This window comes from Spiribacter halobius, from assembly GCF_020883455.1.
Taxonomy (GTDB): Bacteria; Pseudomonadota; Gammaproteobacteria; order Nitrococcales; family Nitrococcaceae; genus Sediminicurvatus; species Sediminicurvatus halobius.
The window spans coordinates 694,655-716,571 of sequence record NZ_CP086615.1; the positions used below are offsets into that span (position 1 = coordinate 694,655).

At 71.0% G+C, this 21,917-nt stretch carries 22 protein-coding genes; 14 read left to right on the forward strand and 8 right to left on the reverse strand.

What is annotated here, in order from left to right; all coding sequences use genetic code 11:
• Positions 1-777: 777 nt before the first annotated feature.
• Entirely contained in the window at positions 778-1,647 is an 870-nt protein-coding gene (locus LMH63_RS03200) for an ATP-binding protein (RefSeq protein ID WP_109680370.1), read from the reverse strand.
• Positions 1,648-1,702: 55 nt separating this feature from the next.
• Between LMH63_RS03200 and LMH63_RS03205 the strand changes: the two genes are divergently transcribed.
• The 8 genes from LMH63_RS03205 (at position 1,703) to LMH63_RS03240 (ending at position 7,628) form a co-directional block, all read left to right on the forward strand.
• On the forward strand, positions 1,703-2,266 hold the full coding sequence (locus tag LMH63_RS03205) for a gamma-glutamylcyclotransferase family protein (RefSeq protein WP_109680371.1): 564 nt from the start codon (positions 1,703-1,705) through the stop codon (positions 2,264-2,266).
• Positions 2,263-2,571 carry a putative signal transducing protein gene (locus LMH63_RS03210; protein ID WP_109680372.1) on the forward strand — a complete coding sequence of 103 codons (309 nt, stop codon included), beginning with the start codon at positions 2,263-2,265 and terminating at the stop codon, positions 2,569-2,571. The genes LMH63_RS03205 and LMH63_RS03210 overlap by 4 nt, the downstream gene beginning before the upstream one ends.
• A gap of 22 nt (positions 2,572-2,593) precedes the next feature.
• The gene (locus LMH63_RS03215; protein WP_109680373.1) at positions 2,594-4,498 is read left to right on the forward strand and encodes an ATP-binding cassette domain-containing protein; all 1,905 of its coding nucleotides are present in this window, start codon (positions 2,594-2,596) and stop codon (positions 4,496-4,498) included.
• Positions 4,491-5,216, forward strand: a complete 726-nt coding sequence (locus LMH63_RS03220; RefSeq protein WP_109680374.1) for a pseudouridine synthase — start codon at positions 4,491-4,493, stop codon at positions 5,214-5,216. Before LMH63_RS03215 ends, LMH63_RS03220 begins: the two co-directional genes overlap by 8 nt.
• Before the next feature lie 251 nt (positions 5,217-5,467).
• A complete protein-coding gene (gene can / locus LMH63_RS03225; protein ID WP_109680375.1) occupies positions 5,468-6,106 on the forward strand; it encodes a carbonate dehydratase in 639 nt (212 codons plus the stop codon).
• Positions 6,103-6,582, forward strand: a complete 480-nt coding sequence (gene ybaK, locus LMH63_RS03230) for a Cys-tRNA(Pro) deacylase (RefSeq protein ID WP_109680376.1) — start codon at positions 6,103-6,105, stop codon at positions 6,580-6,582. Before can ends, ybaK begins: the two co-directional genes overlap by 4 nt.
• A 22-nt stretch (positions 6,583-6,604) precedes the next feature.
• The gene (locus LMH63_RS03235; protein ID WP_109680377.1) at positions 6,605-7,120 is read left to right on the forward strand and encodes a Slp family lipoprotein; all 516 of its coding nucleotides are present in this window, start codon (positions 6,605-6,607) and stop codon (positions 7,118-7,120) included.
• A gap of 13 nt (positions 7,121-7,133) precedes the next feature.
• Positions 7,134-7,628 (forward strand): Slp family lipoprotein, encoded by a 495-nt coding sequence (locus LMH63_RS03240; protein WP_109680378.1) that lies wholly within the window; start codon positions 7,134-7,136, stop codon positions 7,626-7,628.
• A gap of 556 nt (positions 7,629-8,184) precedes the next feature.
• Here the strand turns inward: LMH63_RS03240 and LMH63_RS03245 are convergent.
• Both LMH63_RS03245 and LMH63_RS03250 read right to left on the reverse strand, forming a co-directional pair.
• Entirely contained in the window at positions 8,185-8,799 is a 615-nt protein-coding gene (locus LMH63_RS03245) for a LysE family translocator (protein WP_109679413.1), read from the reverse strand.
• Position 8,800: 1 nt separating this feature from the next.
• Positions 8,801-9,511 carry an alanyl-tRNA editing protein gene (locus tag LMH63_RS03250; RefSeq protein ID WP_109679412.1) on the reverse strand — a complete coding sequence of 237 codons (711 nt, stop codon included), beginning with the start codon at positions 9,509-9,511 and terminating at the stop codon, positions 8,801-8,803.
• A 103-nt stretch (positions 9,512-9,614) separates the two neighbouring features.
• Between LMH63_RS03250 and LMH63_RS03255 the strand changes: the two genes are divergently transcribed.
• The 4 genes from LMH63_RS03255 to LMH63_RS03270 all read left to right on the forward strand — a co-directional run bounded on the left by LMH63_RS03255 (position 9,615) and on the right by LMH63_RS03270 (position 16,389).
• On the forward strand, positions 9,615-11,012 hold the full coding sequence (locus LMH63_RS03255) for an aminotransferase-like domain-containing protein (RefSeq protein WP_109679411.1): 1,398 nt from the start codon (positions 9,615-9,617) through the stop codon (positions 11,010-11,012).
• 565 nt (positions 11,013-11,577) lie between these two features.
• Positions 11,578-12,870, forward strand: coding sequence for an acetyl-CoA C-acyltransferase FadI (gene fadI, locus LMH63_RS03260; protein WP_109679410.1), 1,293 nt, complete (start codon positions 11,578-11,580; stop codon positions 12,868-12,870).
• Entirely contained in the window at positions 12,870-15,041 is a 2,172-nt protein-coding gene (gene fadJ / locus LMH63_RS03265; RefSeq protein WP_229332712.1) for a fatty acid oxidation complex subunit alpha FadJ, read from the forward strand. The genes fadI and fadJ overlap by 1 nt, the downstream gene beginning before the upstream one ends.
• A 130-nt stretch (positions 15,042-15,171) precedes the next feature.
• Entirely contained in the window at positions 15,172-16,389 is a 1,218-nt protein-coding gene (locus LMH63_RS03270; protein ID WP_109679409.1) for an ABC transporter substrate-binding protein, read from the forward strand.
• Positions 16,390-16,762: 373 nt separating this feature from the next.
• Here LMH63_RS03270 and LMH63_RS03275 read toward each other — a convergent pair whose 3' ends face one another.
• The 4 genes from LMH63_RS03275 to LMH63_RS03290 are packed head-to-tail and all read right to left on the reverse strand — an operon-like array spanning position 16,763 to position 20,071.
• A complete protein-coding gene (locus tag LMH63_RS03275) occupies positions 16,763-17,695 on the reverse strand; it encodes a branched-chain amino acid ABC transporter permease (protein ID WP_109679408.1) in 933 nt (310 codons plus the stop codon).
• Positions 17,695-18,558 (reverse strand): branched-chain amino acid ABC transporter permease, encoded by an 864-nt coding sequence (locus LMH63_RS03280; RefSeq protein ID WP_229332713.1) that lies wholly within the window; start codon positions 18,556-18,558, stop codon positions 17,695-17,697. The genes LMH63_RS03275 and LMH63_RS03280 overlap by 1 nt, the downstream gene beginning before the upstream one ends.
• A gap of 29 nt (positions 18,559-18,587) precedes the next feature.
• The gene (locus tag LMH63_RS03285) at positions 18,588-19,292 is read right to left on the reverse strand and encodes an ABC transporter ATP-binding protein (protein ID WP_109679407.1); all 705 of its coding nucleotides are present in this window, start codon (positions 19,290-19,292) and stop codon (positions 18,588-18,590) included.
• The gene (locus LMH63_RS03290; RefSeq protein WP_109679406.1) at positions 19,289-20,071 is read right to left on the reverse strand and encodes an ABC transporter ATP-binding protein; all 783 of its coding nucleotides are present in this window, start codon (positions 20,069-20,071) and stop codon (positions 19,289-19,291) included. The genes LMH63_RS03285 and LMH63_RS03290 overlap by 4 nt, the downstream gene beginning before the upstream one ends.
• A 330-nt stretch (positions 20,072-20,401) precedes the next feature.
• Between LMH63_RS03290 and LMH63_RS03295 the strand changes: the two genes are divergently transcribed.
• Both LMH63_RS03295 and LMH63_RS03300 read left to right on the forward strand, forming a co-directional pair.
• Complete coding sequence (locus LMH63_RS03295) at positions 20,402-20,956, forward strand: hydrolase (RefSeq protein WP_109679405.1); 555 nt, start codon at positions 20,402-20,404, stop codon at positions 20,954-20,956.
• 20 nt (positions 20,957-20,976) lie between these two features.
• Positions 20,977-21,363, forward strand: a complete 387-nt coding sequence (locus LMH63_RS03300; RefSeq protein ID WP_158280412.1) for a CBS domain-containing protein — start codon at positions 20,977-20,979, stop codon at positions 21,361-21,363.
• Between the two features lie 49 nt (positions 21,364-21,412).
• Here LMH63_RS03300 and LMH63_RS03305 read toward each other — a convergent pair whose 3' ends face one another.
• Entirely contained in the window at positions 21,413-21,892 is a 480-nt protein-coding gene (locus tag LMH63_RS03305) for an FKBP-type peptidyl-prolyl cis-trans isomerase (protein WP_109679403.1), read from the reverse strand.
• Positions 21,893-21,917 lie beyond the last annotated feature (25 nt).

The window sequence follows — 21,917 nt, forward strand, 5'->3', positions numbered from 1 at the left end:
AGTCCAGCGCGGCTGGCTTCCGGATACTCCTCGAAGTTGGCAATGAGGCGGGGAGCCGCTCTACGTACGAGGTCAGTCGGCGACTGCCTCCAGGTCGGCGCGGCTTCCCCGGTAACCGGTTCGTGAAGCTCGAAAAGCTTCAAGCGCAGCATACAAGGTCGGCATCCGCCAAAGGCGGACGCCGACATCCTTCATCCGCGACGCCGGGGGTTGTCGTGCGCTGGTGCCCGGGGCGGAGCGTGGTGGCCGCTTCCGGGACACGCCGTGAACCCATCCCTGGGGGCTCGTAGCATCGTAGGTCGGCATCCGCCGCAGGCGGACGCCGACATAGGCCTGGCGATGGTGCCATGGGGCGGGGAGCGGTCCCCTCTCCCGGGACACGCCGTGAATCCGTCCCTGGAGGCTCCACTGCGGCATCCCTGCCGCAGAGGGTCCCGGAAGAGGGGACCACTCCCCGCCCACCATCCGCCGGGGCGCATTCAGCGTTACTGGTGACCCGTACTTGCCTCGTGCCGATGACCAAATGCCGTTGGTCGCGGATCAGCCCGGGCGCGTTCGGGGCGGAGCGTGGTGGCCGCTTCCGGGACCGTAGGCGACAGGGATGTCGCCTTCGAGCCCCCATGGATGGGTTCACGGCGTGTCCCGGAAGCGGCCACCACGCTCCGCCCTGGGCACCGAAGGAGCAATCCTGTGCCAGCGCCGCGGACCCGGGATGTCGGCGTCCGCCTGCGGCCGATGCCGACCTACGGCTTTGCACGGCCGCCAGCGCCTGACCGCTCAGGTCAGGCCCTGGCGGCCGGCCCAGTCGCGGGCGAACTGCCAGGCCACGCGACCGCTGCGGGAGCCGCGGGCGAGGGCGAACTGGAGGGCGGCGCGGCGGACCTGCTCGTCCTCGGGATGGGCCTCGGCCCCGAGCTGGGCGAGCCAGGCGAAGCAGATGTCGAGATATCGCTGCTGGTCGAAGGGGTAGAAAGACAGCCAGAGGCCGAAGCGCTCGGACAGCGAGATCCTCTCCTCCACGGCCTCGCCGTGGTGGATCTCGCCGTCGACGTTGCGGGCCTGCTCGTTGTCGCTCATGTACTCCGGCAGCAGGTGCCGGCGGTTGGAGGTGGCGTAGAGGATGAGGTTGTCCGGCGGGGCGGCGACGGAGCCGTCCAGCACCGCCTTCAGGGCCTTGTAGCTCGGGTCGTCGGCCTCGAAGGAGAGGTCGTCGCAGAAGAGGACGAAGCGCTCCGGGCGCTGGTGGACCAGGCCGACGATCTCGGGCAGATCGATGAGGTCGTGGGCCTCCACCTCGATGAGCCGCAGACCCTGCCCCGCATATTCGGTGAGCAGTGCCTTCACCAGCGACGACTTGCCCGTGCCGCGGGAACCGGAGAGCAGGACATTGTTCGCCGGCAGACCGGCGAGGAACTGCCGGGTGTTGCGGTCCACCTCCGCCTTCTGGCGGTCGATGTGCTGCAGGTCCGCCAGGCGGATGTGGTGGGTCCGCGGCAGCGGCTCCAGCCGGCTGCCTCCGGTCCGCCGCCGCCAGCGGAAGGCGACGCCGGCGCCCCAGTCGGGGGCCGGGTCGGTGTCGGGGATGAGCGGCTCCACGCGGTCGAGGAGGGCTTCCAGGCGTCGGGCGAGATCGTCGAGGGCTGTCATGGGCGCTATGTTAGCCTCTCGATCCCGAAGGCCGAAGCCCGGAGGCGCCTGCCCCATGGTCAGCGACCGCCCCTGCTGCTATTTCGCCTATGGCTCCAATCTGCATCCGCTGCGGCTCGGGCTGCGTACGCCTACCGCGGAGCTCGTGGCCGTGGCGGAGCTGCCCGGGCACGTGCTGCGCTTCCACAAGCGTAGCGATGCCGATGGCTCCGCGAAGGCGGATGCCCACGGCACCGGCGAGCCCACGCATCGCCTTCCCGGCGCCGTATACCGTCTCGATCCGGCGGATTTCGCGGCCCTTGACCGGGTCGAGGGCCTCGGCCCCGGTGGCTACGAGCTCGCCCTGGAGACGGTGGAGACCACCGCCGGGGAGGCGCTGGAGGTGTTCCTGTACCGTGCCCTGCCGAGCCATGTGGTCACCGGCTGGCGTCCTTTCGACTGGTACCGGGATCTGGTGCTGCGCGGTGCCGAGTGGCACGGGCTGCCGGCCGCGCATCGGGAGGCGGTCGCCGCGATGCCGGTGCGCCGTGATCCGGACCCCGAGCGTCGCGACCATCACGACCGGTTGCTCCGCGGGCTCGCCGCGTGGCAACCGGGGGCGGGCTACGCGCTGCCATGAAGCGTGTCTACACGGCAGCGGATCCGCTCCTCGTTGGCCACGTCGCGGCCCTGCTGGAGGGCCGCGGCATCGACTGCGTGGTGCGCAACCGGCACCTGGCCGGCGGTGTCGGCGAGCTGCCGCCGAACGAGGTCTGGCCCCAGGTGTGGGTGGCGGACGAGGACGCGTTCGCCGCCGAGCGGCTGGTCGCCGAGCTGGAGTCCGCGCCTGCGCCCGGCACGGGCTGGACCTGCCCGCGCTGCGGCGAGCAGGTCGAGGGCCAGTTCGCGGTGTGCTGGAACTGCGGGGCGGAAGCGCCGGAGTGACGGCGCCTGAGTTGGCGGCCATATGATCCGATTCGAGAATCTCGCCCTGCGCCGCGGACCCGACGTGTTGCTGGAAGGGGCCGATGTGACCCTCCATGCCGGGCAGAAGGTCGGGCTGGTGGGCGCCAACGGCACCGGCAAGAGCTCCCTGTTTGCGCTGCTGCAGGGCGAGCTCGGGGCCGATGCCGGGGCGGTGCACGTGCCCGGGCACTGGACCATCTCGCACATGGCCCAGGAGACCCCGGCGCTGGCACGGCCGGCGCTGGAGTTCGTGCTCGATGGCGACAGCGAGCTGCGGGCCGCGGAGGCGGAGGTGGCCGCGGCTCACGAGGGCGGGGACGGCGAGCGCATCGCCCACGCCCATGCCCGCCTCGAGGCCGCCGGCGGCTATGACGCCGAGGCGCGGGCGGGGGAGCTGCTGCACGGGCTGGGCTTCGCCCCGGAGACGCACCAGCGCCCGGTGGCGGAGTTCTCCGGCGGCTGGCGGGTGCGGCTCAATCTGGCACGGGCACTGATGTGCCCCTCTGATCTGCTGCTGCTGGACGAGCCCACCAACCATCTGGATCTGGAGGCGGTGCTCTGGCTCGAGCAGTGGCTGCGCAACTACGGCGGCACCCTGCTGCTCATCGCCCATGACCGTGACTTCCTGGATGCGGTGGTGGACGGCATCCTCCACATCGAGCACCGCCGGCTGACGTTCTACCGCGGCGGGTACACGGCCTTCGAGCGCCAGCGAGCGGAACGGCTGGCACAGCAGCAGGCGCTGTTCGAGCGCCAGCAGCGCGAGATCGCCCATATGGAGCGCTTCATCGAGCGCTTCCGGGCCAAGGCCACCAAGGCGCGAGCGGCCCAGAGCCGGATAAAGGCGCTGGAGCGCATGGAGACGGTTGCCCCCGCGCACGTCGACTCGCCGTTCCGGTTCGAGTTTCCGCCGGCGCCGCCGGCGGGCAACCCGCTGCTGGCGCTGGAGAATGTGAGCCTCGGCTACGGCGGCAAGCCGCTGCTGGAGGGCCTTCGCCACACCCTGGCGCCGGGCGACCGCATCGGCCTGCTCGGACCGAACGGGGCGGGCAAGTCGACCCTGGTGCGGGCCCTCGCCGGCGAGCTCGAGCCTCTGCGTGGGGAGATCCAGCGCGCCCGGAACCTCGCGGTCGGCTACTTCGCCCAGCATCAGCTCGAGCAGCTGGACCCGGCGGCGAGCCCGGCGCTGCATCTCTCGCGGCTGTCGCCGCGGGCGGAGCCGCAACGGCTGCGTGATTTCCTTGGCGGTTTCGGCTTCCACGGCGAGCAGGCGCTGGCGCCGGTGGCGCCGCTCTCGGGGGGTGAGAAGGCACGCCTGGTGCTGGCGCTGCTGGTCTGGCAGGCGCCCAACCTGCTGCTGCTGGACGAGCCCACCAACCATCTGGACCTGGAGATGCGTCACGCGCTCAACGTGGCGCTGCAGGGCTTCGAGGGGGCGGTGGTCGTGGTCTCCCACGACCGCTACCTGCTGCAGACCACGGTGGCCGATTACTGGCTGGTGGCGGATGGCCGGGTGCGCGCCTTCGACGGCGATCTCGAGGACTACCGCCGCTGGCTGGGTCGTCAGCGGCGGGAGGGCGCCGCCGCGCCGGCCGCGCGCGCCGCGCCCCGGCCGCGTGCCACCGGTCGGCGTGACGATCGCCGCGCCGAGGCACAGCGCCGTCAGGCCCTGCAGCCCCTGCGGCGACGGGTGGAGGATGCAGTGCGGGCGCTGGAGCGCACCCACGGTGAGCTCGCCGAGATGGAGAAGGCGCTGGCCGATCCCGCGCTGTACGCGCCGGAGCGCAAGGGCGAGCTGAACGATCTGCTGCGCCGCCAGGGCCGGCTGGAACAGCGCCGCGACGAGCTGGAGCAGGAGTGGATGGCCGCCGAGGAGGCCCTGGAGCAGGCCCGCGTGGATGGCTGAAGTGCGGCCGCCGCCCTTGCCGGTGCTCTACCGGGACGAACGGCTGATCGCGGTGCACAAGCCCTCCGGGCTGCTGGTCCACCGCACCGGGCTGGACGGCACCCGCGAAGTCGCGCTTCAGCGTGTGCGCGACCAGCTCGGGCAGCGCATCTACCCGGTGCATCGGCTGGACCGGGCGACCTCCGGCGTGCTGCTCTTCGGCCTCGACCCCGGGGCCGCCGGCGCGGTAGCCGAGCGCTTTCGCGAACATCGAATGGGCAAGCTCTACCTGGCCCTGGTGCGCGGCTGGCCGCCGGCGAGCGGGCTCATCGCCCGGCCTCTGGCGCGGCACAAGGGCGGCGAGCCGCGCCTGGCCCGCACGCGCTTCCGTACGCTGACCCGGGTGCAGCTGCCGATTCCGGTGGCGAAATGGCCGACGGCCCGCTATGCGCTGGTGGCCCTGGTGCCGCTCACGGGGCGGCGGCATCAGCTGCGCCGGCACATGGCCGGCATCAGCCATCCCGTGGTCGGGGACACGACCCACGGCGACGGGCGCCACAACCGTCTGGTGCGTGCGCACTTCGACAGTCACCGTCTGCTCCTGCACGCCTGGCGCATCAGCTGGTGCGAGGCCGGCCTGCGCCGGCGGGTGACGGCGCCGCTACCGGAGGACTTCGCCGGACCGCTCCTGGCGATGGGCCTGCTGGATGCGGCAGCGGTGAGACTGGCGAGCGCCTGATCGACATCATGTAGCGTTGCTTCCCCAGCCCGGATATCTTACCGATTCACGGCTGCGGTCGCGGATCTGGCGGGCAGTCCGGCGTTTCGCTCGGTCCGGGTGCTCGACGTACTGTCGAGTACGCCTGCGCGCCCGGACTCTCCCGCGCCTTGTCCTGCCCGCCATCTCCACGCCCTCGCTTCGCGAATCGGTAAGATATCCGGGCTAGGGCTATAGTGCCGTGCGCAGGAAACCGCAGCGAGGTGAGGGTCATGCGGCTGCTGCCCCAGCTCTTCGACAACAACCGGCGCTGGTCGGAGCGATTGCGCGCCCGCGAGCCTGAGTTCTTCCACCGCCAGGCCCGGCAGCAGAGCCCTCCATATCTATGGATCGGCTGTGCCGACAGCCGCGTGCCGGCGAACGACGTGGTGGACCTGCCGCCCGGGGACGTCTTCGTCCACCGCAATATCGCCAATCAGATCGTGCCGAGCGACCTGAACGCGCTCTCGGTGCTTGCCTACGGTGTGGACGTGCTCAAGGTGCGCCACGTCATCGTCTGTGGGCATTACGGCTGCGGCGGGGTGCGGGCGGCCCTGGACTCGGCGCCGGCCGGCCTGGTGGAGCACTGGCTTGGCCACGTCAGGCAGGTCTACCGGCTGCACCGGAACATGCTCGACCCCCTCGAGCCGGAGGCGCGGGTGCACCGCCTCTGCGAGCTCAACGTCCTCGAGCAGGTGCGCAACGTCGCGCGCACGCCCGTGGTGCGGGACGCCTGGGCCCGCGGCCAGCCGCTCGCGGTGCACGGCTGGGTCTATGATCTCGAGGACGGCCGGCTGCACGACCTGGACGTGACCGCCGAGTCCCCTGGCGACTTCGAGGCCGCCTACGACCGGGCGCTGGCGAGGCCATGACCCCGGCGGTGGCCGCTCTGCGCCGGGCGCGCGTGGCCCACCGGCTGCTCGAATACCGGCACGACCCGGCCGTCGCCTCCTACGGCATGGAGGCTGTGGAGGTGCTGGGCCTGCCCGCGGCGGCCGTGTTCAAGACCCTCGTGCTCAGCGCGCCGGACTCTCGGCTGGCCGTCGCCATGGTGCCGGTGACCGCGGAGGTGGACCTCAAGGCAGCCGCGGCCGCCCTGGGCTGGAAGCGGGCGGCCCTCGCCGAGGCGGCCACTGCCGAGCGTGCCACCGGCTACGTCCTGGGCGGCATCAGCCCCTTCGGCCAGAAGCGCCGGCTGCCTGCGGTGCTGGATCAAAGCGCCCGCGCTCAGGCGCTGGTGTACGTGAGCGGCGGTCGGCGCGGCCTGGAGATTGAACTGAGCCCGGCTGCGCTGATCGAACAGACAGGCGCCGCGCTTGCGGCACTGGCGCGTCACCGCGCCCGATGAGGCCAGGCTGGAGCGGGATGCTATGCGTGTCTTCGTTGCCCTGATCACCACACTCCTGCTCGCCGGTTGCGCCAACATGCCCGAGGCGCTCCAGGGCGTGCCGGAGTCGGCGCCGATGCCTGCCGCGGTGCGTGCCGACCCCGATGCCTTCGCGGGCGAGCGGGTGCGCTGGGGCGGGCGCATCGTCGAGGTGGAGAACACCTCCGGAGAGACCCGCATCGCCGTTCTCGCCCGTGCCCTGCAGGGCGGCGGGCGGCCCGGCGACACGACCGCCGGCGGGCGTTTTCTCGCGCGCTTCGAGGGGTTCGTGGATCCGGCGGAGTATGCCGCCGGCCGCGAGATCACCGTGGTGGGCGAGGTCGTAGGCGCCGAGACCCGGCGGATCGGCGACTACCCCTATCGCTATCCGGTGGTGGCGGTGGAGCGCCACGTCCTCTGGGCAGAGCCGGCGCCGGCGCCGCCGCCGCGGTACTATGACCCCTGGTACGGGCCGTACTACAGTCCCTTCTACCCTCATCGCTACCCCTGGTATTACTGATGTCGGGAGAGGAATGGCACCCGTGACTCGAGCCCTCCTCGCCGTGCTGGCCGCCATCGCCCTTGTCGGCTGCGCCACGCCGCCGCTGGATGCGTCGAACGCCGACCGCGACCTGCAGCCCCGGGACGCGGTGCTGGGCGACGGCGCCGAGGGCCGGCGGGTGCTATGGGGCGGCACCGTGGTAGGGGTGACCAACGAGGCCGAGGAGACCCTGCTGGAGGTGCTGGGTTATCCCCTGGCGCGGGACCAGCGCCCGGACACCGACCGCAGCGCCACGGGTCGTTTCCTGATCGTGGAGGAGGGCTTCCTCGACCCGGCGGATTACGCCCCGGGCCGGGAGGTCAGCGTGGTCGGCCCGGTCACCGGTACCCGGGACGGCCGTGTCGGTGAGCATGCCTACACCTACCCGGTGGTGGCCGCCGAGCAGCTGGAGCTCTGGCCCCGCCGCCGGGACACACCAACCCCGCCCAGGGTCCGCTTCGGCGTGGGCGTCATTTTCTCCAACTAGTATCCGTGCGAGCTCGGCTGCACCAGGCGAATGCCGGAAATTGCAGGCGCCTTCACGCGCCGGGGCAGGGCCGGAGCCGGCAGCGCCTCCCGGGACACGCCGTGAATACGTCCCTGTAGGCTCGTAGGCGAGGTCCCTCTCGCCTACGGTCCCGGGAGGCGCTACCGGCTCCGGCCCTTCAACCGCCGTGGCACATTGACGCCTGATAAGCCCCGGCGGGTGAAGGTCCGGGCGTGGTGTCTTCTGCCGGGACCGTAGGCGACAGGGATGTCGCCTTCGAGCCCCCAGGGATGGGTTCACGGCGTGTCCCGGCAGAAGACACCACGCCCGGACCTGCCTCGGCGGCCCGAGCAGCCGCCGCTTTCCGGGCGACACAGGGATGTCTCCACGGCGTGTCCCGGGAGGCGCTGCCGGTTCCTGCCAAGCCTCGGCGCGTGAAGCCTGGCCTTCATGCCCGCAAGGGATTTGCTCGGCATAACCGGGCTCCCAGCGCGGTGTTGCCCATCTAGCCCGCATATCTCCACCCCCATAGGCGTGAAGCGGTGAGATATGCGGGCTAGCGGGCGGCGATGAGCCAAACGCAGCTGGCGGTGAGCAGGCCCATGGTGACGTTGAAGGCCCGCCAGGCGGCCGGAGTGCGCAGGAGGCGCGCGATGGCGACGCCGAAACCCGCCCAGAGACTCACCGAGGGCAGGTTGACCAGGGTGCAGACCACCGCGACCGCGGCGGCGGAAGCGACGTAGCCGTCGCCGGCGAGGGTAAAGGTGCCCACCGCCGTGATCGCCATCACCCATGCCTTCGGGTTCACGTACTGGAATGCCGCCGCCTCGTGAAAGCGCAGCGGCCGGCCCTCGCCGGGGGCCCGCTCCGAAGGCGGCGCTGCGCGGGCAATGCGCCAGGCGAGATAGAGCAGGTAGGCGCTCCCCGCCATCCGCAGCGCGGTCTGCAGCTCCGGGTAGCGGATGAACAGGGCGCCGAGGCCCGCGGCCACGATCAGGATCAGGCTGCAGAAGCCGAGGCTCACCCCGAGCATGTGGGGCAGCGTGCGGCGGAAGCCGTAGTTGGCCCCCGAGGCGGTGAGCATGATGTTGTTCGGCCCCGGCGTCACCGACATGGTGAAGGCGAACAGCGCGAGCGGCAGCAGGAAGCCCTGCACGGTGAGCCCGGTCATGTCACGGGGCCTCGAGGGCGAGGGTCACCCGGCGGTTGCGCCGGCCCTTGCTGCGGATGGCGGTAACGCGAACCGGGCCGATCTCGCCGGTGCGGGCGACGTGGGTGCCGCCGCAGGGCTGGTAGTCCACGTCCTCGCCGATCCGCACCATGCGCAGCTGCCCGGTGCCCCGGGGTGGCTGCACGGACATGGTTCGCACCAGCTCCGGGCGCTGGTCGAGCAGCGTCTCGTCCACGTACTCCACGCGCACCGGGTGGTCGGCGGCCACAAGGGCCCGCAGGCCGGCGGTGAGCGCTTCGACATCGAGCGCAAGGTCCGCGGCGTCGAAGTCCAGCCGGCCCTCGGCCTCGCCGATGGCGCCACCGGTGACGCCGGCGGGAATGAGCGAAACCAGCAGGTGCAGCGCCGTGTGCACGCGCATGTGCCGGTGGCGGCGCGGCCAGTCCAGGCTGACCGTCACGCGCTCCCCTGGCGCAGGCATCCCCGCGTCTGCCGGGAGCACATGGCGCGGCCGGCCGTCGGGGCCGCGCAGGGTGTCGGTGACGGCGACCTCCCCGGCCGCCATGCGCAGGCGTGCCCGGTCCCCGGGCTGGCCGCCGCCTCGCACGTAGCAGACGGTGCGGTCGAGGACGAGGCCGTGCTCGTCCGCCGCCAGCACCCGCGCCGCGGTCTCACGTGCGTAGGGATCCCGGTAGTAGAGCAGCTCGGTCATGGCAGCGCCCTTTTGTATCGATACAAATTGAGAGATATTGGTACGATATTGCGGTCAAGCCAGCTTCCAGCGGCCAAATTTCCGCGTCAAGTGTTTTATTGTAATGAATACAATATGGTGCCCTGAGCTTGCCGCGCGGTCCGGCCCGCGCTACCGGGCGATCGCCGCCGCCATCGCCGAGGCCATCGAGGACGGCCGGCTGGCTCCTGGTGAGCGCCTGCCTACCCACCGCGCTCTGGCCGAGGCGCTGGGAGTGACCGTGGGCACCGTGACCCGTGGCTATGCCGAGGCCGAGCGCCAGGGACTGGTCCGTGCCCGGGTGGGCAGCGGCACCTACGTGCGTGGTGGCGAGGCGGACCCGCCGGAGTTTGCGATTGCCGGGGATGAGGCGGCCTCCAGCCTGATCCCGATGGGGCTGAGCCTGCCCGCACCGATTGCCCGGGAGGGCCTGCTGGCCCAGGCGCTGCGGGAGATCGCCGGCGACCGGGCGGCGCTCGCCGACGCCCTCGGCTATCACCCGGAGGCTGGCATCGCGCGCCACCGGGAGATGCTGGCGGGCTGGCTGCGCGAGGCCTGGGGCGTGCCGGTGGCGGCGGACTCGCTGCTGCTGAGCCTTGGCGGCATGCACGGCGTCTACCTCGCCCTGCAGGCGCTGCTGCGCCCGGGCGAGACGCTGGCGAGCGAGGCGCTCACCTACCCGGGGCTGATCGCCGCCGCCCGGCAGCTCGGGCTGCGCCACGTGGGCCTCGCCATGGACGACGAGGGCCTGATCCCGGAGGCCCTCGAGGCGGCCTGCCGGCAGCAGGGTGTGCGTGCGGTCTACTGCATGCCCAATCAGAACAACCCGACCACGGCGGTGATGTCCGAGGCCCGGCGCCAGGCCCTGCTTACGGTGGCGCGTCGCGAGGGCGTCACCGTGATCGAGGACGACGTGCATTTGGTCGCCGCCAACGAGCGCCCGCCGAACCTGCTGGAGCTGGACCCGGAGCGGGTGGTCTACGTCACCGGCTGCTCCAAGGTGCTCGCCGGGGGGCTGCGGGTGGGGATGGTGCACGCGCCGGCGGCGCTCCTTGCCCGGCTGGCCGAGGTGCTGCGCAGCCACTGCTGGATGGCGCCGCCGCTCAACGCCGAGGTGGCCTGCCGCTGGATCGGCAGCGGTGTGGCCGATGAGCTGGCTGCGGCCCAGCGTGACGAGCTGGGTGGCCGGCAGGCTCTGGCTGCCGAGAAGCTGGCGGGCAGTGGCGCCCGCGGGCAGCCCTACGGCTTCAATCTCTGGCTGCCGCTGCCCGAACCCTGGCGGGCCAGCGCCTTCGTGCGCCGCTGCGAGGCGGAGGGTCTGTTGCTGCGCAGTGCCGAGCCCTTCACGGTGGGCAGCCTGCCCGCGCCTCAGGCGGTACGCCTCAGCTTGAGCGCGCCGGCCTCGCGGGAGGCCGTCACCCGCGGGCTCGATATCGTCCGCCGGGTGCTGGCGGAGGCCCCGCCAGTGCAGGCGCTGGTGTGACAAATGCGCACACACCCCGCCGCAGGAGTTCGGCGGCGCGGGGCGAATGCTGTTCGGTAGCTTGAGATGAGGCCGCAGCTTCACGCGCCGGGGCAAGGCGGGAGCCGGCAGCCCCTCCCGGGACACGCCGTGAATACGTCCGTGTAGGCTCGAAGGCGACATCCCTGTCGCCTACGGTCCCGGGAGGGGCTGCCGGCTCCCGCCCTCGGACCGCCGGGGCGCATCGACGCGTGACAAGCCCCGGCGGTCGAATGGTCGGGTGTGGTGGCCTCTTCCGGGACCGTATGCGGCATGGATGCCGCATTCGAGCCCCCATGGACGGGTTCACGGCGTGTCCCGGAAGAAGCCACCACACCCGGCCCTGCCTCGGCGGCCCGAGCAGCCACCGGTTTCCGCACTGCGAAGAATTCGCCCGGCGCAGCCGGGCTCCTGAGGCGCAGACAACGAGAGGCGGCTGGGTGCCGCTTTGCCTTGGCGGCGCCGCGGCTTGAAACTGCGCGCAGAGCGCGGCCCAATACGCTACCGTACGGCGCGTAGGGCATGAACGTGGAAGAGGGGAGGCGTCATGGCGACTGGCCCAGGCGAGCGGCTCGCGGTGGTCGGGGGGTTGCGCACGCCGTTTGCGCGCCAGCTCACTGCCTACCGGGACATGGACGCCATCGAGCTCGGCACGCTGGTGGTGAGCGAGCTGGTGGCGCGGCTTGATCTCGACCCGGCGCTGGTGGAGCGGCTGGTGTTCGGGCAGGTGGTGATCCGGCCCGAGGCGCCGAACATCGCCCGGGAGGTGGTGCTGGGGGCAGGGCTGGACCCGGCCACCGACGCCTACAGCGTTTCCCGCGCCTGCGCGACCAGCTTCCAGACCGCCGCCGACGTGGCCGCCGCGGTGCACCGCGGGGAGATCGAGCTTGGCATCGCCGGCGGCGCGGACTCCACCTCGGTGCTGCCCATCGGCGTCTCCCGGCGCCTCGGCGGGGCCCTGCTGCGGGCCTCGAAGGCGAAATCCCTGGTTGAGCGGCTGCGGGCGTTCCGCGGCGTGCGGGCCGGAGATCTGGTGCCGCGGCCGCCGGCGGTGCGGGACTACTCCACCGGTCTTGGCATGGGCGACATCGGCGAGCAGATGGCGAAGAGCCATGGCATTTCCCGGGAGGACCAGGACGCCTTCGCCCTGCGCTCGCATCGCATGGCCCATGCGGCGTGGGAGGCGGAGAAGCTGGACGGCGAGGTGATGCACGTCTTCCCGGGGCCAAAGGCCGAGCCCCTGCACCGGGACAACAACATCCGCGCGGATGCGAGCCTGGAGAGCCTCGCCAGGCTGAAGCCCGCCTTCGACCGCCGTCACGGCACCGTGACCGCCGGCAACGCCACCCCGCTCACCGACGGCGCCGCGGCACTCGCGATCACCACGGAAAGCCGCGCCCGCAGCCTCGGCCTCGAGCCGCTGGGCTATCTCCGTTCCTGGGCATTCCGCGCCGTGGACCCCTTCCACGACGGGCTCATCGGGCCGACCTGGGTAACCCCGATGGCCCTGTCCCGGGCCGGTCTGCGACTCGCCGACCTGACGCTGATCGACATCCACGAGGCGTTTGCGTCGCAGACGCTGGCGAACCTGCGCCTGTGGCCGGACCGGCGCTTCTGCCGGGAGCGGCTCGGGCTTGATGACGCCATCGGCGAGGCGGACGAGGCGCGGCTGAACGTCAACGGCGGCTCCATCGCCTACGGCCACCCCTTCGCCGCCACCGGCGCGCGGATGATCGTGCAGACCCTGAACGAGCTGCGCCGCCGTGGCGGCGGCACCGGGCTGGTGACCGCCTGTGCCGCCGGCGGTCTCGGCGCGGCGATGGTGCTGGAGGTGTCCTGATGGGCGAGATGACTGACCGGACCGGAGCCCAGGCACCGCTCACCCTGGAGCGTCGCCACGACGGCGTCGCGGTGATCCGCATCGACACCCCGGGGCACCGCCAGAACACGCTGGACCGGGCGCTGATCGACGCAGCGTCGCGGCTGCTGGATGAGCTGGATGCCGACCGCGGCGTACGCGGCCTCGTGTTCGCGAGCGGCAAGCCCGGCTCCTTCATCGCCGGTGCTGATATCGACATGATCCGCGAATGCCCTGACGCTGCGGCCGTGAGCGAGCTGGCCCGCACGGGCCAGCGCATCCTTGCGCGCATCGCGGCCTTCCGGGTGCCGGTGGTGGCGGCGATCCGTGGCACCTGCCTGGGCGGCGGGCTGGAGCTCGCGCTTGCCTGCCGGGCGCGCGTGGCGAGTGACGAGCCCGCCACGCGGCTCGGTCTGCCGGAGGTGCAGCTCGGGCTGCTGCCCGGAACCGGCGGCACCCAGCGTCTGCCGCGGCTCATCGGCCTGCCGGCGGCGCTGGATCTGATGCTCACCGGGCGGCAGGTGGACAGCCGCCGGGCGCTGCGTCTCGGCCTGGTGGATGAGCGGGTGCCGGCATCGATCCTGGAGGAGGCGGCGGCGCGCATTGCCCTGGGAGATGCGCCGCCCCGGCGGCGCGAGTTGCGCACGCAGCTGGTCCGCTGGGCCACCACCGGCAATCGGCTGGGGCGTCGGCTCGTGCTCGGTCAGGCACGCAAGCGGACGCTGGCGAAGACCCGCGGCAACTACCCGGCGCCGCCGCGCATCCTCGAGTGTGTGGAGACCGGCCTCGCCCAGGGGATCGAGACGGGGCTCGCCGCCGAGGCCGAGACCTTCGGCGAGCTCGCCATGACACCGGCGGCGCGCGCGCTCATCGGGCTCTATTTCGACTCCACTGCCGCCAAGAAGGACACCGGCGCGACCGGCGTCCGCGAGCCCAAGCCGGTGCAGCGCATCGGCGTGCTCGGCGGCGGGCTGATGGGGGCCGGTATCGCCACGGTCAGCGCGGACCGCGCCGGGGTGTCGGTACGCCTGAAGGACGTGCGCCCGGAAGGGCTCGGCAACGCGGTGCGCCATCTCAGGGAGCACGTGGCGGGCCGGCGCCGGCGGCGTTCGCTGACCGACTTCGAGGCCCGGCTCACGGAGCGGCGGCTGACCACCACGCTCGACTGGAGCGGCTTCCGCCGGCTGGACGTGGTGATCGAGGCCGTTTTCGAGGACCCGGAGCTCAAGCACCGCATGGTGGCCGAGGTCGAGGCCAACGGCGGGGCGGAGACGATCTTCGCGAGCAACACCTCGTCACTGCCCATTGCGCGTATCGCGGAGGGGGCGGCCCACCCGGAGCGGGTGGTGGGCATGCATTACTTCTCGCCGGTGGAGCGCATGCCCTTGCTCGAGGTCATCCCGCATGCGGGCACGGCGCCCGAGGTGGTGGCGACGGCGGTCGCCTTCGGCCGCGCCCAGGGCAAGACGCCCATCGTGGTGGGCGACGGTGCCGGCTTCTACGTCAATCGCATCCTCGCGCCCTATCTCAACGAGGCCATGCGCCTGGCGGCGGAAGGCGTGGCCATTGACCGCATCGACGGCGTGCTGCTGGACTTCGGCTTCCCCGTGGGCCCGTTCAAGCTGCTCGACGAGGTGGGCATCGACATCTGCGCCCACGTCGCCCCGATTCTGCACGAGGCATTCGGCGAGCGCATGGCGCCGCCCGCCCAGGCGGCGCGGATGGTCGAGGCCGGCCGGCTCGGGCGCAAGAGCGGCCGCGGCTTCTATCGCTGGCAGGGGCGCAAGGCGGGCCGCGAGGTGGATGATTCGGTCTACGGCGTGCTCGGCGTGCGCCCGGGGCGGACCATGGGGGAGGAGGCCATCGTCGATCGTACGGTGCTGCCGATGGCGAGCGAGGCCGTGCGCTGCCTCGACGAGGGCATACTCCGGAGCGCCCGGGACGGTGACCTGGCAGCGGTGTTCGGCATCGGCTTTCCGCCGTTCCGCGGCGGGCCGTTCCGCTATCTCGACGAGCGCGGCGTCGCCACCGTGGCCGGGCGGCTGCAGGACCTGGAGGCCAACCACGGGGCGCGGTTCGCACCGGCGCCGGGGCTTGCCCGCCGGGTGAGCGAGACGCGCCCCTTCCGGAGCGGCGAGGCGGATGAGCCGTGAATAGGTCAGATATGCGGGCCTCAGAGCGAGAAGGAACCTGCGAAACGGGACACTCGAGTGCTTTGCGCTGCCACCGGCCTCTGCGTATGCTCCAGTCGGAACCCACAGACAACCCGCGGGGGGAGTTGACATGACAAGAACCGGAAAGCTCACGGGGGCCCTCGGGGCCCTGTCCCTGATGGTGGCCGCCACGGGCGTCGCCGAGGCACAGCCACTGCGCATCGGCGCGCTGATGCCGCTGACCGGCGACCTGCAGGCCTACGGCGAGAGCTCGCGTAACGGCGTCCAGCTTGCCGTGAAGGAGATCAACGCCGCCGGCGGCGTGCTCGGCGAGCCCATCGAGCTGCAGATCTCGGATACGCAGACCGAACCACAGGCCGGTGTCGACGCCGCCCAGCGGCTGGTGTCCGTGCAGGGCGTGCATGCCATCGTCGGCGCGCTGTCCAGCGGCGTGACCATCCCCGTGGCGAGCAGCGTCACCAGCAGCGAGGGCGTGGTGCAGATCTCCAACGCCTCCACTTCGCCGGTGATCACGGACCTCGACGACAACGACTTCCTGTTCCGCTCCGTGCCGTCGGACGCCTTCCAGGGCACCGCGCTGGCGCAGGTGGCGATGGAGGAGGGGGTCGACAGCGTCGGTATCCTCTACATCAACAACGATTACGGCGAAGGCCTGGCAGACGCCTTCGAGTCCGCCTTCGAGAGCCAGGGCGGCGAGGTGGTCGGCCGCAGCGGCTATGCCCCGGGGCAGTCGTCCTACCGCGGCGAGCTCGGCCAGGTGTCCGACGGGGATGCTGCACTGCTACTGATCGGCTACCCCGAGAACGGCCAGACCATCCTGCGTCAGGCCCTCGAGGGCGGCCATTTCACCGAGTTCGTCTTCACCGACGGCATGAAGTCCCCCGAGATCATCGAGAACCTCGGTGCCCAGTACCTGAACGGCAGCTTCGGCACCGCCGCCCAGGCCCGCGACGACACCGACGCCGCTCAGCACTTCGCCAGCGCCTACGAGGCGGAATATGGCGAGCTGCCGCCGGTGCCGTACATCGATACCGCCTACGATGCCGTGTACACCATTGCCCTCGCCGCCGAGGCCGCGGGCACGACCGATCCGGAGCTGATCCGCGACCACCTGCGCGAGGTGGCGAGACCCGGTGGCGAGCCGGTGGGCCCGGGCGAGTTCGAGCGTGCGCGTGACCTTCTGAGCCGCGGGGAAGATATTGACTACCAGGGCGCTTCCGGCAGCATCAACTACGATGCCAACGGCGACGTCCCCGGCACCTTCGCCCACTGGGCCATCCAGGATGGTGAGATCGTGACGGTGAAGATCTTCGAGCCGTCGATGTAGGCAGGGTGACTGGTGGGGCCGCGTGTGGCCTCGCCAGCGCCAGTCTGATCAGGGCGCCCCGGCTTCGGTCGGGGCGTCTGCTTTACGACGCATGCGGGAGCATTCGCCGCGGCGTCGCGGGCAGTGCGCACGCCGTGCCCAAGCGGGACGGGGTCCGAGCGCCCGGGACACGCCGTGAACCCATCCCTGGGGGCTCGTAGGCGAGGTCCCTCTTGCCTACGGTCTCGGACCCTCGCACCCCGTCCCGCATCGCGGACGTCGGTGTCCTCTTCCGCGACGGGAGGGGTGTAGGTGTGGCGGAGTCGCGTACGTAATCGGGCGAACCGGTGAGATATGCGGGTTAGGCTAGAAACTGCGCCCTGGAAGGGGCGCCCTATCGGCTGGCGCCCGGCAGCGGCGGGCGCTTCTCCGGCAGCAGGCCGGCGGGGCGGGTGACCAGGATCACCTGCAGCAGGACGCCGATGAGCAGCACGCGGAAGGCGCTGGGGCTGCCGATGAGGGCCTGCGGGATGAGGCCGGCCAGCATCTCGGTGGCGGACCAGATCATCCAGACGATAAGCGCGCCGAGGAGGGCGCCGTTGTTGTTGCCGCTGCCGCCGGCAATGAGCATCACCCAGACGAGAAAGGTGCCGTAGAGCGGGCGGAAGGATTCCGGGCCGACGAAGCCGAGGAAGTGGGCGTAGAGGGCACCGCCGACGCTCATGATGCAGGAGCCGACGACGAAGGCCTCGAGCCGGAAGCGAGCGATATCCTTGCCGGCGGCGGCGGTGGCCGCCTCGTTGTCGCGGATGGCCCGCAGCACGCGGCCCCAGGGCGAGCGGCGGGCGAGCTCCACGAGCACGTAGATCAGCGCCACGAATGCACCGACGATCACGAGATAACCACCGTTGCCGACGCCAAAGGGCTTGGCGACGCCGGGGATGCCGCGCACGCCGTTGGACAGCCAGTCCTCGTTCTGGAAGATCAGACGGATGATCTCGGCGATGCCGATGGTGGCGATGGCGAGGTAGTCGGCACGCAGCCGGGCGGTGATGCGGCCCACCAGGAGGGCCACCGGGATGGTGATGAGCACCGCGCCGATGATGCCGACGAAGAAGGGCAGACCGAAGCCGCCGAGCCAGTCCTCCGAGGGGCCGGTGGTGAGAATGGCCGCGCTGTAGGCGCCGACGGCGAAGAAGCCGGCGATGCCGATGTTGAACTGGCCGGTGAAGCCCCACTGCATGTTCAGCCCGAGGGCCAGGATGGCATAGATGCCCACGAGGTTGAGGAAGAACAGCGCGTAGGAGAGAAGGCCGAGCAGTTCCATCAGAGCGTCCCCCGGATGATGCCCTGCGGGCGCACGATGAGCGTCAGCACCATGATGGCGAAGGCGACCCCCGGCTTGTAGGCCCCCGGGATGATCAGGGTCGAGAGCTCCATCGCGCAGCCGATCACGAAGCCGCCGAGGATAGCCCCGTAGGGCCGGCCGATGCCGCCGAGGATAGTGGCGGCAAAGATCGGCAGCAGCAGGGTCCAGCCCATGTTCGGGTGCAGCCGCGTGTCCATGGCGAGGAACACGCCGGCGGCAGCGGCGAGCGCCCCGCCCACGGCCCAGGTCCACATGATCACGCGTTCTGCGGGGATCCCGGTCACCAGGGCCAGGTCCATGTTGTCGCTCATGGCCCGCATGGCCTTGCCCATGCGGGTGCGGGTGAGGAAGAGGTGGGTCAGCACCACCAGGACCACGGCGGCGGCGAAGATGATCAGGTGATCGGGCTTGAGGGTGATGGGGCCGAAGCGCCAGGGCAGCTGAATGCCGGAGACATACACCTGGTTGCTGCTGCCCCAGATCATCTGCACCAGGGACCGCAGGATCAGCGCCGTGGCGAAGGAGGAGATGAGCAGAATCACCGGCGCGACGCGGCGGATGCGCCGGTACACCACCTGATCCACGGCAACCGCCACGCCGGCGGTCATCAGCATGGCCACCGGCAGCGCGGCGAGCACCGGCAGCCCGAGGGCGCTGACGAAGAGCAGCGCGCTGTAGGCGCCTACCGTCATGAAATCGCCATGGGCGAAGTGGGCGAAGCGCAGGATCCCGAAGATCATGGTCGCGCCGACGGCGCCCAGGGCCAGAATGCTGCCGAGCAGAAGGCCGTTGATCAGCAGCTGCAGGGTTTCGCTCATCATGGTCGCGTTCGCGCTCCGCTGTCTCGGCCTCAGCCGCCGAGGAACATCTCCGCCACCTCGCGGTTGGCGAGCAGGTTGGAACCGGTATCCTCGTAACGGTTCTCGCCGGTGGCGAGGACGTAGCCGCGATCGGCGATGCCGAGGGCCTGCTTGGCGTTCTGCTCCACCATGAGCACGCCGATGCCGAGGGCGTTGATGCCCCGGATCCGCCTGAAGGTTTCGTCGATCAGCTTCGGTGACAGCCCGGCGGTGGGCTCGTCGAGCATGAGCAGCTGTGGCTCCACCATCAGGGCCCGACCCATGGCGACCATCTGCCGCTCCCCGCCGGACATGAGCCCGGCCTGCTGCGCCCGGCGCTCGCGCAGCCGCGGGAAGACCTCGTAGACCTTCTCCAGCCGCGGGCGCAGATCCCCCTTCAGGGCGTAGGCGCCGAGCTCAAGATTCTCCAGCACGGTGAGCGAGGGGAAGACATTGCCCTCCTGCGGCACGTAGGCGATGCCTCGGGTGACCATCTGCTCCGGCGCGGCGTTGGTGATGTCCTCGCCCTGGTAGGTGACTCTGCCGGCGCGCACCGGGACGAGCCCGAACACGGCCTTCATGGCGGTGGACTTGCCGGCGCCGTTGGGGCCGACGATGACCACCACCTCGTCGGCCTCCACCCGCAGGTGCAGGCCCCGCAGGATGTCGACGCCGCCGTAGCCGGCGTAGAGGTCGTCGGCCCGCAGCAGGCTCATGCCGAGGCCCCCGCCTGGCCGCTGCTGCCGCTGCCGAGATAGGCCTCCAGCACGCGCTCGTCCTGGCGCAGGGTCTCCATGCTGCCGGAGGCGATCAGCTCGCCGTTGGCCATCACCATGACCGGGTCGCAGAGGCGGGCGATGAGGTCCATGTCGTGCTCGATGACGCAGAAGGTGTAGCCGCGCTCGCGGTTAAGGCGCTCGATGGCCTCGGCGAGCTTGCCGAGCAGAGTACGGTTGACGCCGGCGCCGGGCTCGTCGAGGAGCACGGCCCGGGCGTCGGTCATCATGGTGCGGCCCAGGTCCAGCAGCTTTTTCTGCCCCCCCGAGAGATTGCCGGCGAGCTCGTCGGCCAGATGGCCGATCTCGAGGAAGTCCAGCACCTCATCGGCGCGGCGCAGGATCTCCCGGTCCTGGCGCACGATTCGTGCCCAGCGCAGCCAGCTCTGCAACAGGCTCTCGCCCTGCTGACCGGCGGGGACGATCATCAGGTTCTCACGCACGGTCATGCGCGAGAACTCGTGCGGGATCTGGAAGGTGCGCACGAGCCCGCGGTGAAACAGCTGATGGGGCGGCAGACCGGTGATGTCCTGCCCATCCAGCGCAATACGGCCTTCGTCCGGCGGGATCACGCCTGCGACGATGTTGAACAGGGTGGATTTGCCGGCCCCGTTGGGCCCGATGAGCCCGGTGATGCTGCCCCGCTCCACGGTGAAGGAGACGTTGTGCACCGCCTGCAGGCCGCCGAAGGCCTTGGAAACGCCGTCGATCTCGATCAAGCCCGTTTCCCCCGCATGCCGGTCGTGTTCTCGAAGGGCAGCCGGCGCTGTCCGGATTACCCGGCCCGTGCAAAAGCCCGCAATTCTATCGGATGCGCGGCGGAGTGCAATGCAGGGGGGCCTTGGGCACTGGGTGCAAGGTAACACTCGGTGGCCTACCTGAGTGCGCGGGCGTTGACGAGTTTGGATCCGCGGCGCCGTCGGCGAGTCTGTGTCCGTGCAGTGTGCGAGGCGGTATCCGCTTCCGCGACGATCTAGCTTGCGCCGGTGACGGACACCGTTGCGTGATCCCCAGGTACCATGGCGCTGGATGCGGTGAGGAGTGTGATCATGAGTCGACTGCTCGAGCGTGAACGCAGCGAGCTGCTGGTCGTGGACGTGCAGGAGCGGCTGCTGCCCGTGATGAGCGACCCCGACGGCGTGCGGGATGCCGTGGCCTGGCTGCTGCGGCTTGCCGCCGAGCTGTCGGTGCCGGTGACGGTCTCTGAGCAGTACCCGCGTGGGCTCGGGCATACCGACCCGGCGCTCAAGGCAGCGCTGGCGCCGGACGCGCGGGTGCTCGAGAAGGAGCACTTCTCCTGTGCCGCCGAGCCGTCCCTGCGCCAGGCCCTGGCCGAGACCGGCCGGGATTGCTTCGTCATCGCCGGTATCGAGGCCCACGTGTGCGTGTTGCAGACGGCCATCGGTCTGGGTGAGGCGGGCTACCAGGTTGCGGTGGTGGCGGATGCCGTGGGCTCAAGGCGCAGCGGCGACCGGGAGCTGGCGCTGGCACGGCTGAGAGAGGCCGGCGTGGACGTGGTGAGCCGGGAGATGGTGGCCTTCGAGTGGCTGCACCGGGCCGGTACCGAGAGCTTCCGTCGGGTCAGCCGGGCACTGCTGCGCTAATGGGGCACATCGCAGAGGTCATGACCCGCCGGCCGGTGGCGCTGGCGCCGGACGATACGGTGGAGACCGCCTACCGCCTGTTCGAGCGCGAGCACTTCCACCATCTGCCGGTGGTCGACGGGCAGAGACTGGTGGGGGTCGTGAGCGACCGCGACGTGCTGCGGGCCGTCAGCCCGTTCCTCGAAACGGGCTCCGAGCGCGACCGCGACCGCTATACGCTGCGTCGCGCGCTGCATATGGTGATGACACGCAAAGTGATCACGGCCTCGCCGCAGGATACGCTGGCCGCCGCCGCGGATCGGATGATCGTGGCACGGGTGGGCTGTCTGCCGGTCTGCGAGGCTGAGCGGCTGGTGGGGATCGTCACCCGCAGCGATCTGCTGAAGGTGCTGGTGGCGGGGCGGTGACGGTGGTGCGGGTGCCGGCGGTGGCCGGCACCCGCACCGGGGAGCCGGGCTAGCCCTGCGTCTCGCCGTCGTGCACGTGGCCGTGCTCGAGCTCCTCCTCCGAAGCCTCGCGCACGTCGGCCACCTTGACCTCGAAATTGAGCGTCTGCCCCGCCAGTGGATGGTTGGCATCCACGGTCACGGTGTCGCCGCTCACCGCGGCCACGGTGACCACCTGGGCGCCGGCCTGGGTCTGGGCCTGGAAGCGCATGCCCGCCTCGACCTTGTCCACGCCCTGGAACATGCTGAGCGGAACGTCCTGCTGCAGGCGGTCGTCACGCTCGCCGTAGGCCTCTTCCGGCGGAATGGTGACTTCCACGTCCTCGCCGGGCGCCTTGCCTTCCAGCGCCTTTTCCAGACCGGGGATGATGTTGCCGGCGCCGTGCAGGTACTGCAGCGGCTGGCCCTCGGGGGAGGCGTCCAGCACCTCGCCGTCGGTGTCGCGCAGCGTGTAGTCGATGGCGACCACCGCGTTCTTGGCAATCTGCATGCTGACCTCAAACCGGGAAATGAAT

What these genes read in the sequence shown, in the direction of transcription:
- LMH63_RS03280 (WP_229332713.1), bottom strand. Translation starts at nt 18,558, where the DNA reads ATGATGAGCGAAACCCTGCAGCTGCTGATCAACGGCCTTCTGCTCGGC.
- LMH63_RS03305 (WP_109679403.1), bottom strand. Translation starts at nt 21,892, where the DNA reads ATGCAGATTGCCAAGAACGCGGTGGTCGCCATCGACTACACGCTGCGC.
- LMH63_RS03255 (WP_109679411.1), top strand. Translation starts at nt 9,615, where the DNA reads ATGAATACAATATGGTGCCCTGAGCTTGCCGCGCGGTCCGGCCCGCGC.
- LMH63_RS03300 (WP_158280412.1), top strand. Translation starts at nt 20,977, where the DNA reads ATGACCCGCCGGCCGGTGGCGCTGGCGCCGGACGATACGGTGGAGACC.
- can (WP_109680375.1), top strand. Translation starts at nt 5,468, where the DNA reads ATGCGGCTGCTGCCCCAGCTCTTCGACAACAACCGGCGCTGGTCGGAG.
- LMH63_RS03250 (WP_109679412.1), bottom strand. Translation starts at nt 9,511, where the DNA reads ATGACCGAGCTGCTCTACTACCGGGATCCCTACGCACGTGAGACCGCG.
- LMH63_RS03200 (WP_109680370.1), bottom strand. Translation starts at nt 1,647, where the DNA reads ATGACAGCCCTCGACGATCTCGCCCGACGCCTGGAAGCCCTCCTCGAC.
- LMH63_RS03235 (WP_109680377.1), top strand. Translation starts at nt 6,605, where the DNA reads ATGCGTGTCTTCGTTGCCCTGATCACCACACTCCTGCTCGCCGGTTGC.
- LMH63_RS03245 (WP_109679413.1), bottom strand. Translation starts at nt 8,799, where the DNA reads ATGACCGGGCTCACCGTGCAGGGCTTCCTGCTGCCGCTCGCGCTGTTC.
- LMH63_RS03270 (WP_109679409.1), top strand. Translation starts at nt 15,172, where the DNA reads ATGACAAGAACCGGAAAGCTCACGGGGGCCCTCGGGGCCCTGTCCCTG.
- fadJ (WP_229332712.1), top strand. Translation starts at nt 12,870, where the DNA reads ATGGGCGAGATGACTGACCGGACCGGAGCCCAGGCACCGCTCACCCTG.
- LMH63_RS03275 (WP_109679408.1), bottom strand. Translation starts at nt 17,695, where the DNA reads ATGGAACTGCTCGGCCTTCTCTCCTACGCGCTGTTCTTCCTCAACCTC.
- LMH63_RS03220 (WP_109680374.1), top strand. Translation starts at nt 4,491, where the DNA reads ATGGCTGAAGTGCGGCCGCCGCCCTTGCCGGTGCTCTACCGGGACGAA.
- LMH63_RS03215 (WP_109680373.1), top strand. Translation starts at nt 2,594, where the DNA reads ATGATCCGATTCGAGAATCTCGCCCTGCGCCGCGGACCCGACGTGTTG.
- fadI (WP_109679410.1), top strand. Translation starts at nt 11,578, where the DNA reads ATGGCGACTGGCCCAGGCGAGCGGCTCGCGGTGGTCGGGGGGTTGCGC.
- LMH63_RS03210 (WP_109680372.1), top strand. Translation starts at nt 2,263, where the DNA reads ATGAAGCGTGTCTACACGGCAGCGGATCCGCTCCTCGTTGGCCACGTC.
- LMH63_RS03205 (WP_109680371.1), top strand. Translation starts at nt 1,703, where the DNA reads ATGGTCAGCGACCGCCCCTGCTGCTATTTCGCCTATGGCTCCAATCTG.
- LMH63_RS03295 (WP_109679405.1), top strand. Translation starts at nt 20,402, where the DNA reads ATGAGTCGACTGCTCGAGCGTGAACGCAGCGAGCTGCTGGTCGTGGAC.
- ybaK (WP_109680376.1), top strand. Translation starts at nt 6,103, where the DNA reads ATGACCCCGGCGGTGGCCGCTCTGCGCCGGGCGCGCGTGGCCCACCGG.
- LMH63_RS03285 (WP_109679407.1), bottom strand. Translation starts at nt 19,292, where the DNA reads ATGAGCCTGCTGCGGGCCGACGACCTCTACGCCGGCTACGGCGGCGTC.
- LMH63_RS03240 (WP_109680378.1), top strand. Translation starts at nt 7,134, where the DNA reads ATGGCACCCGTGACTCGAGCCCTCCTCGCCGTGCTGGCCGCCATCGCC.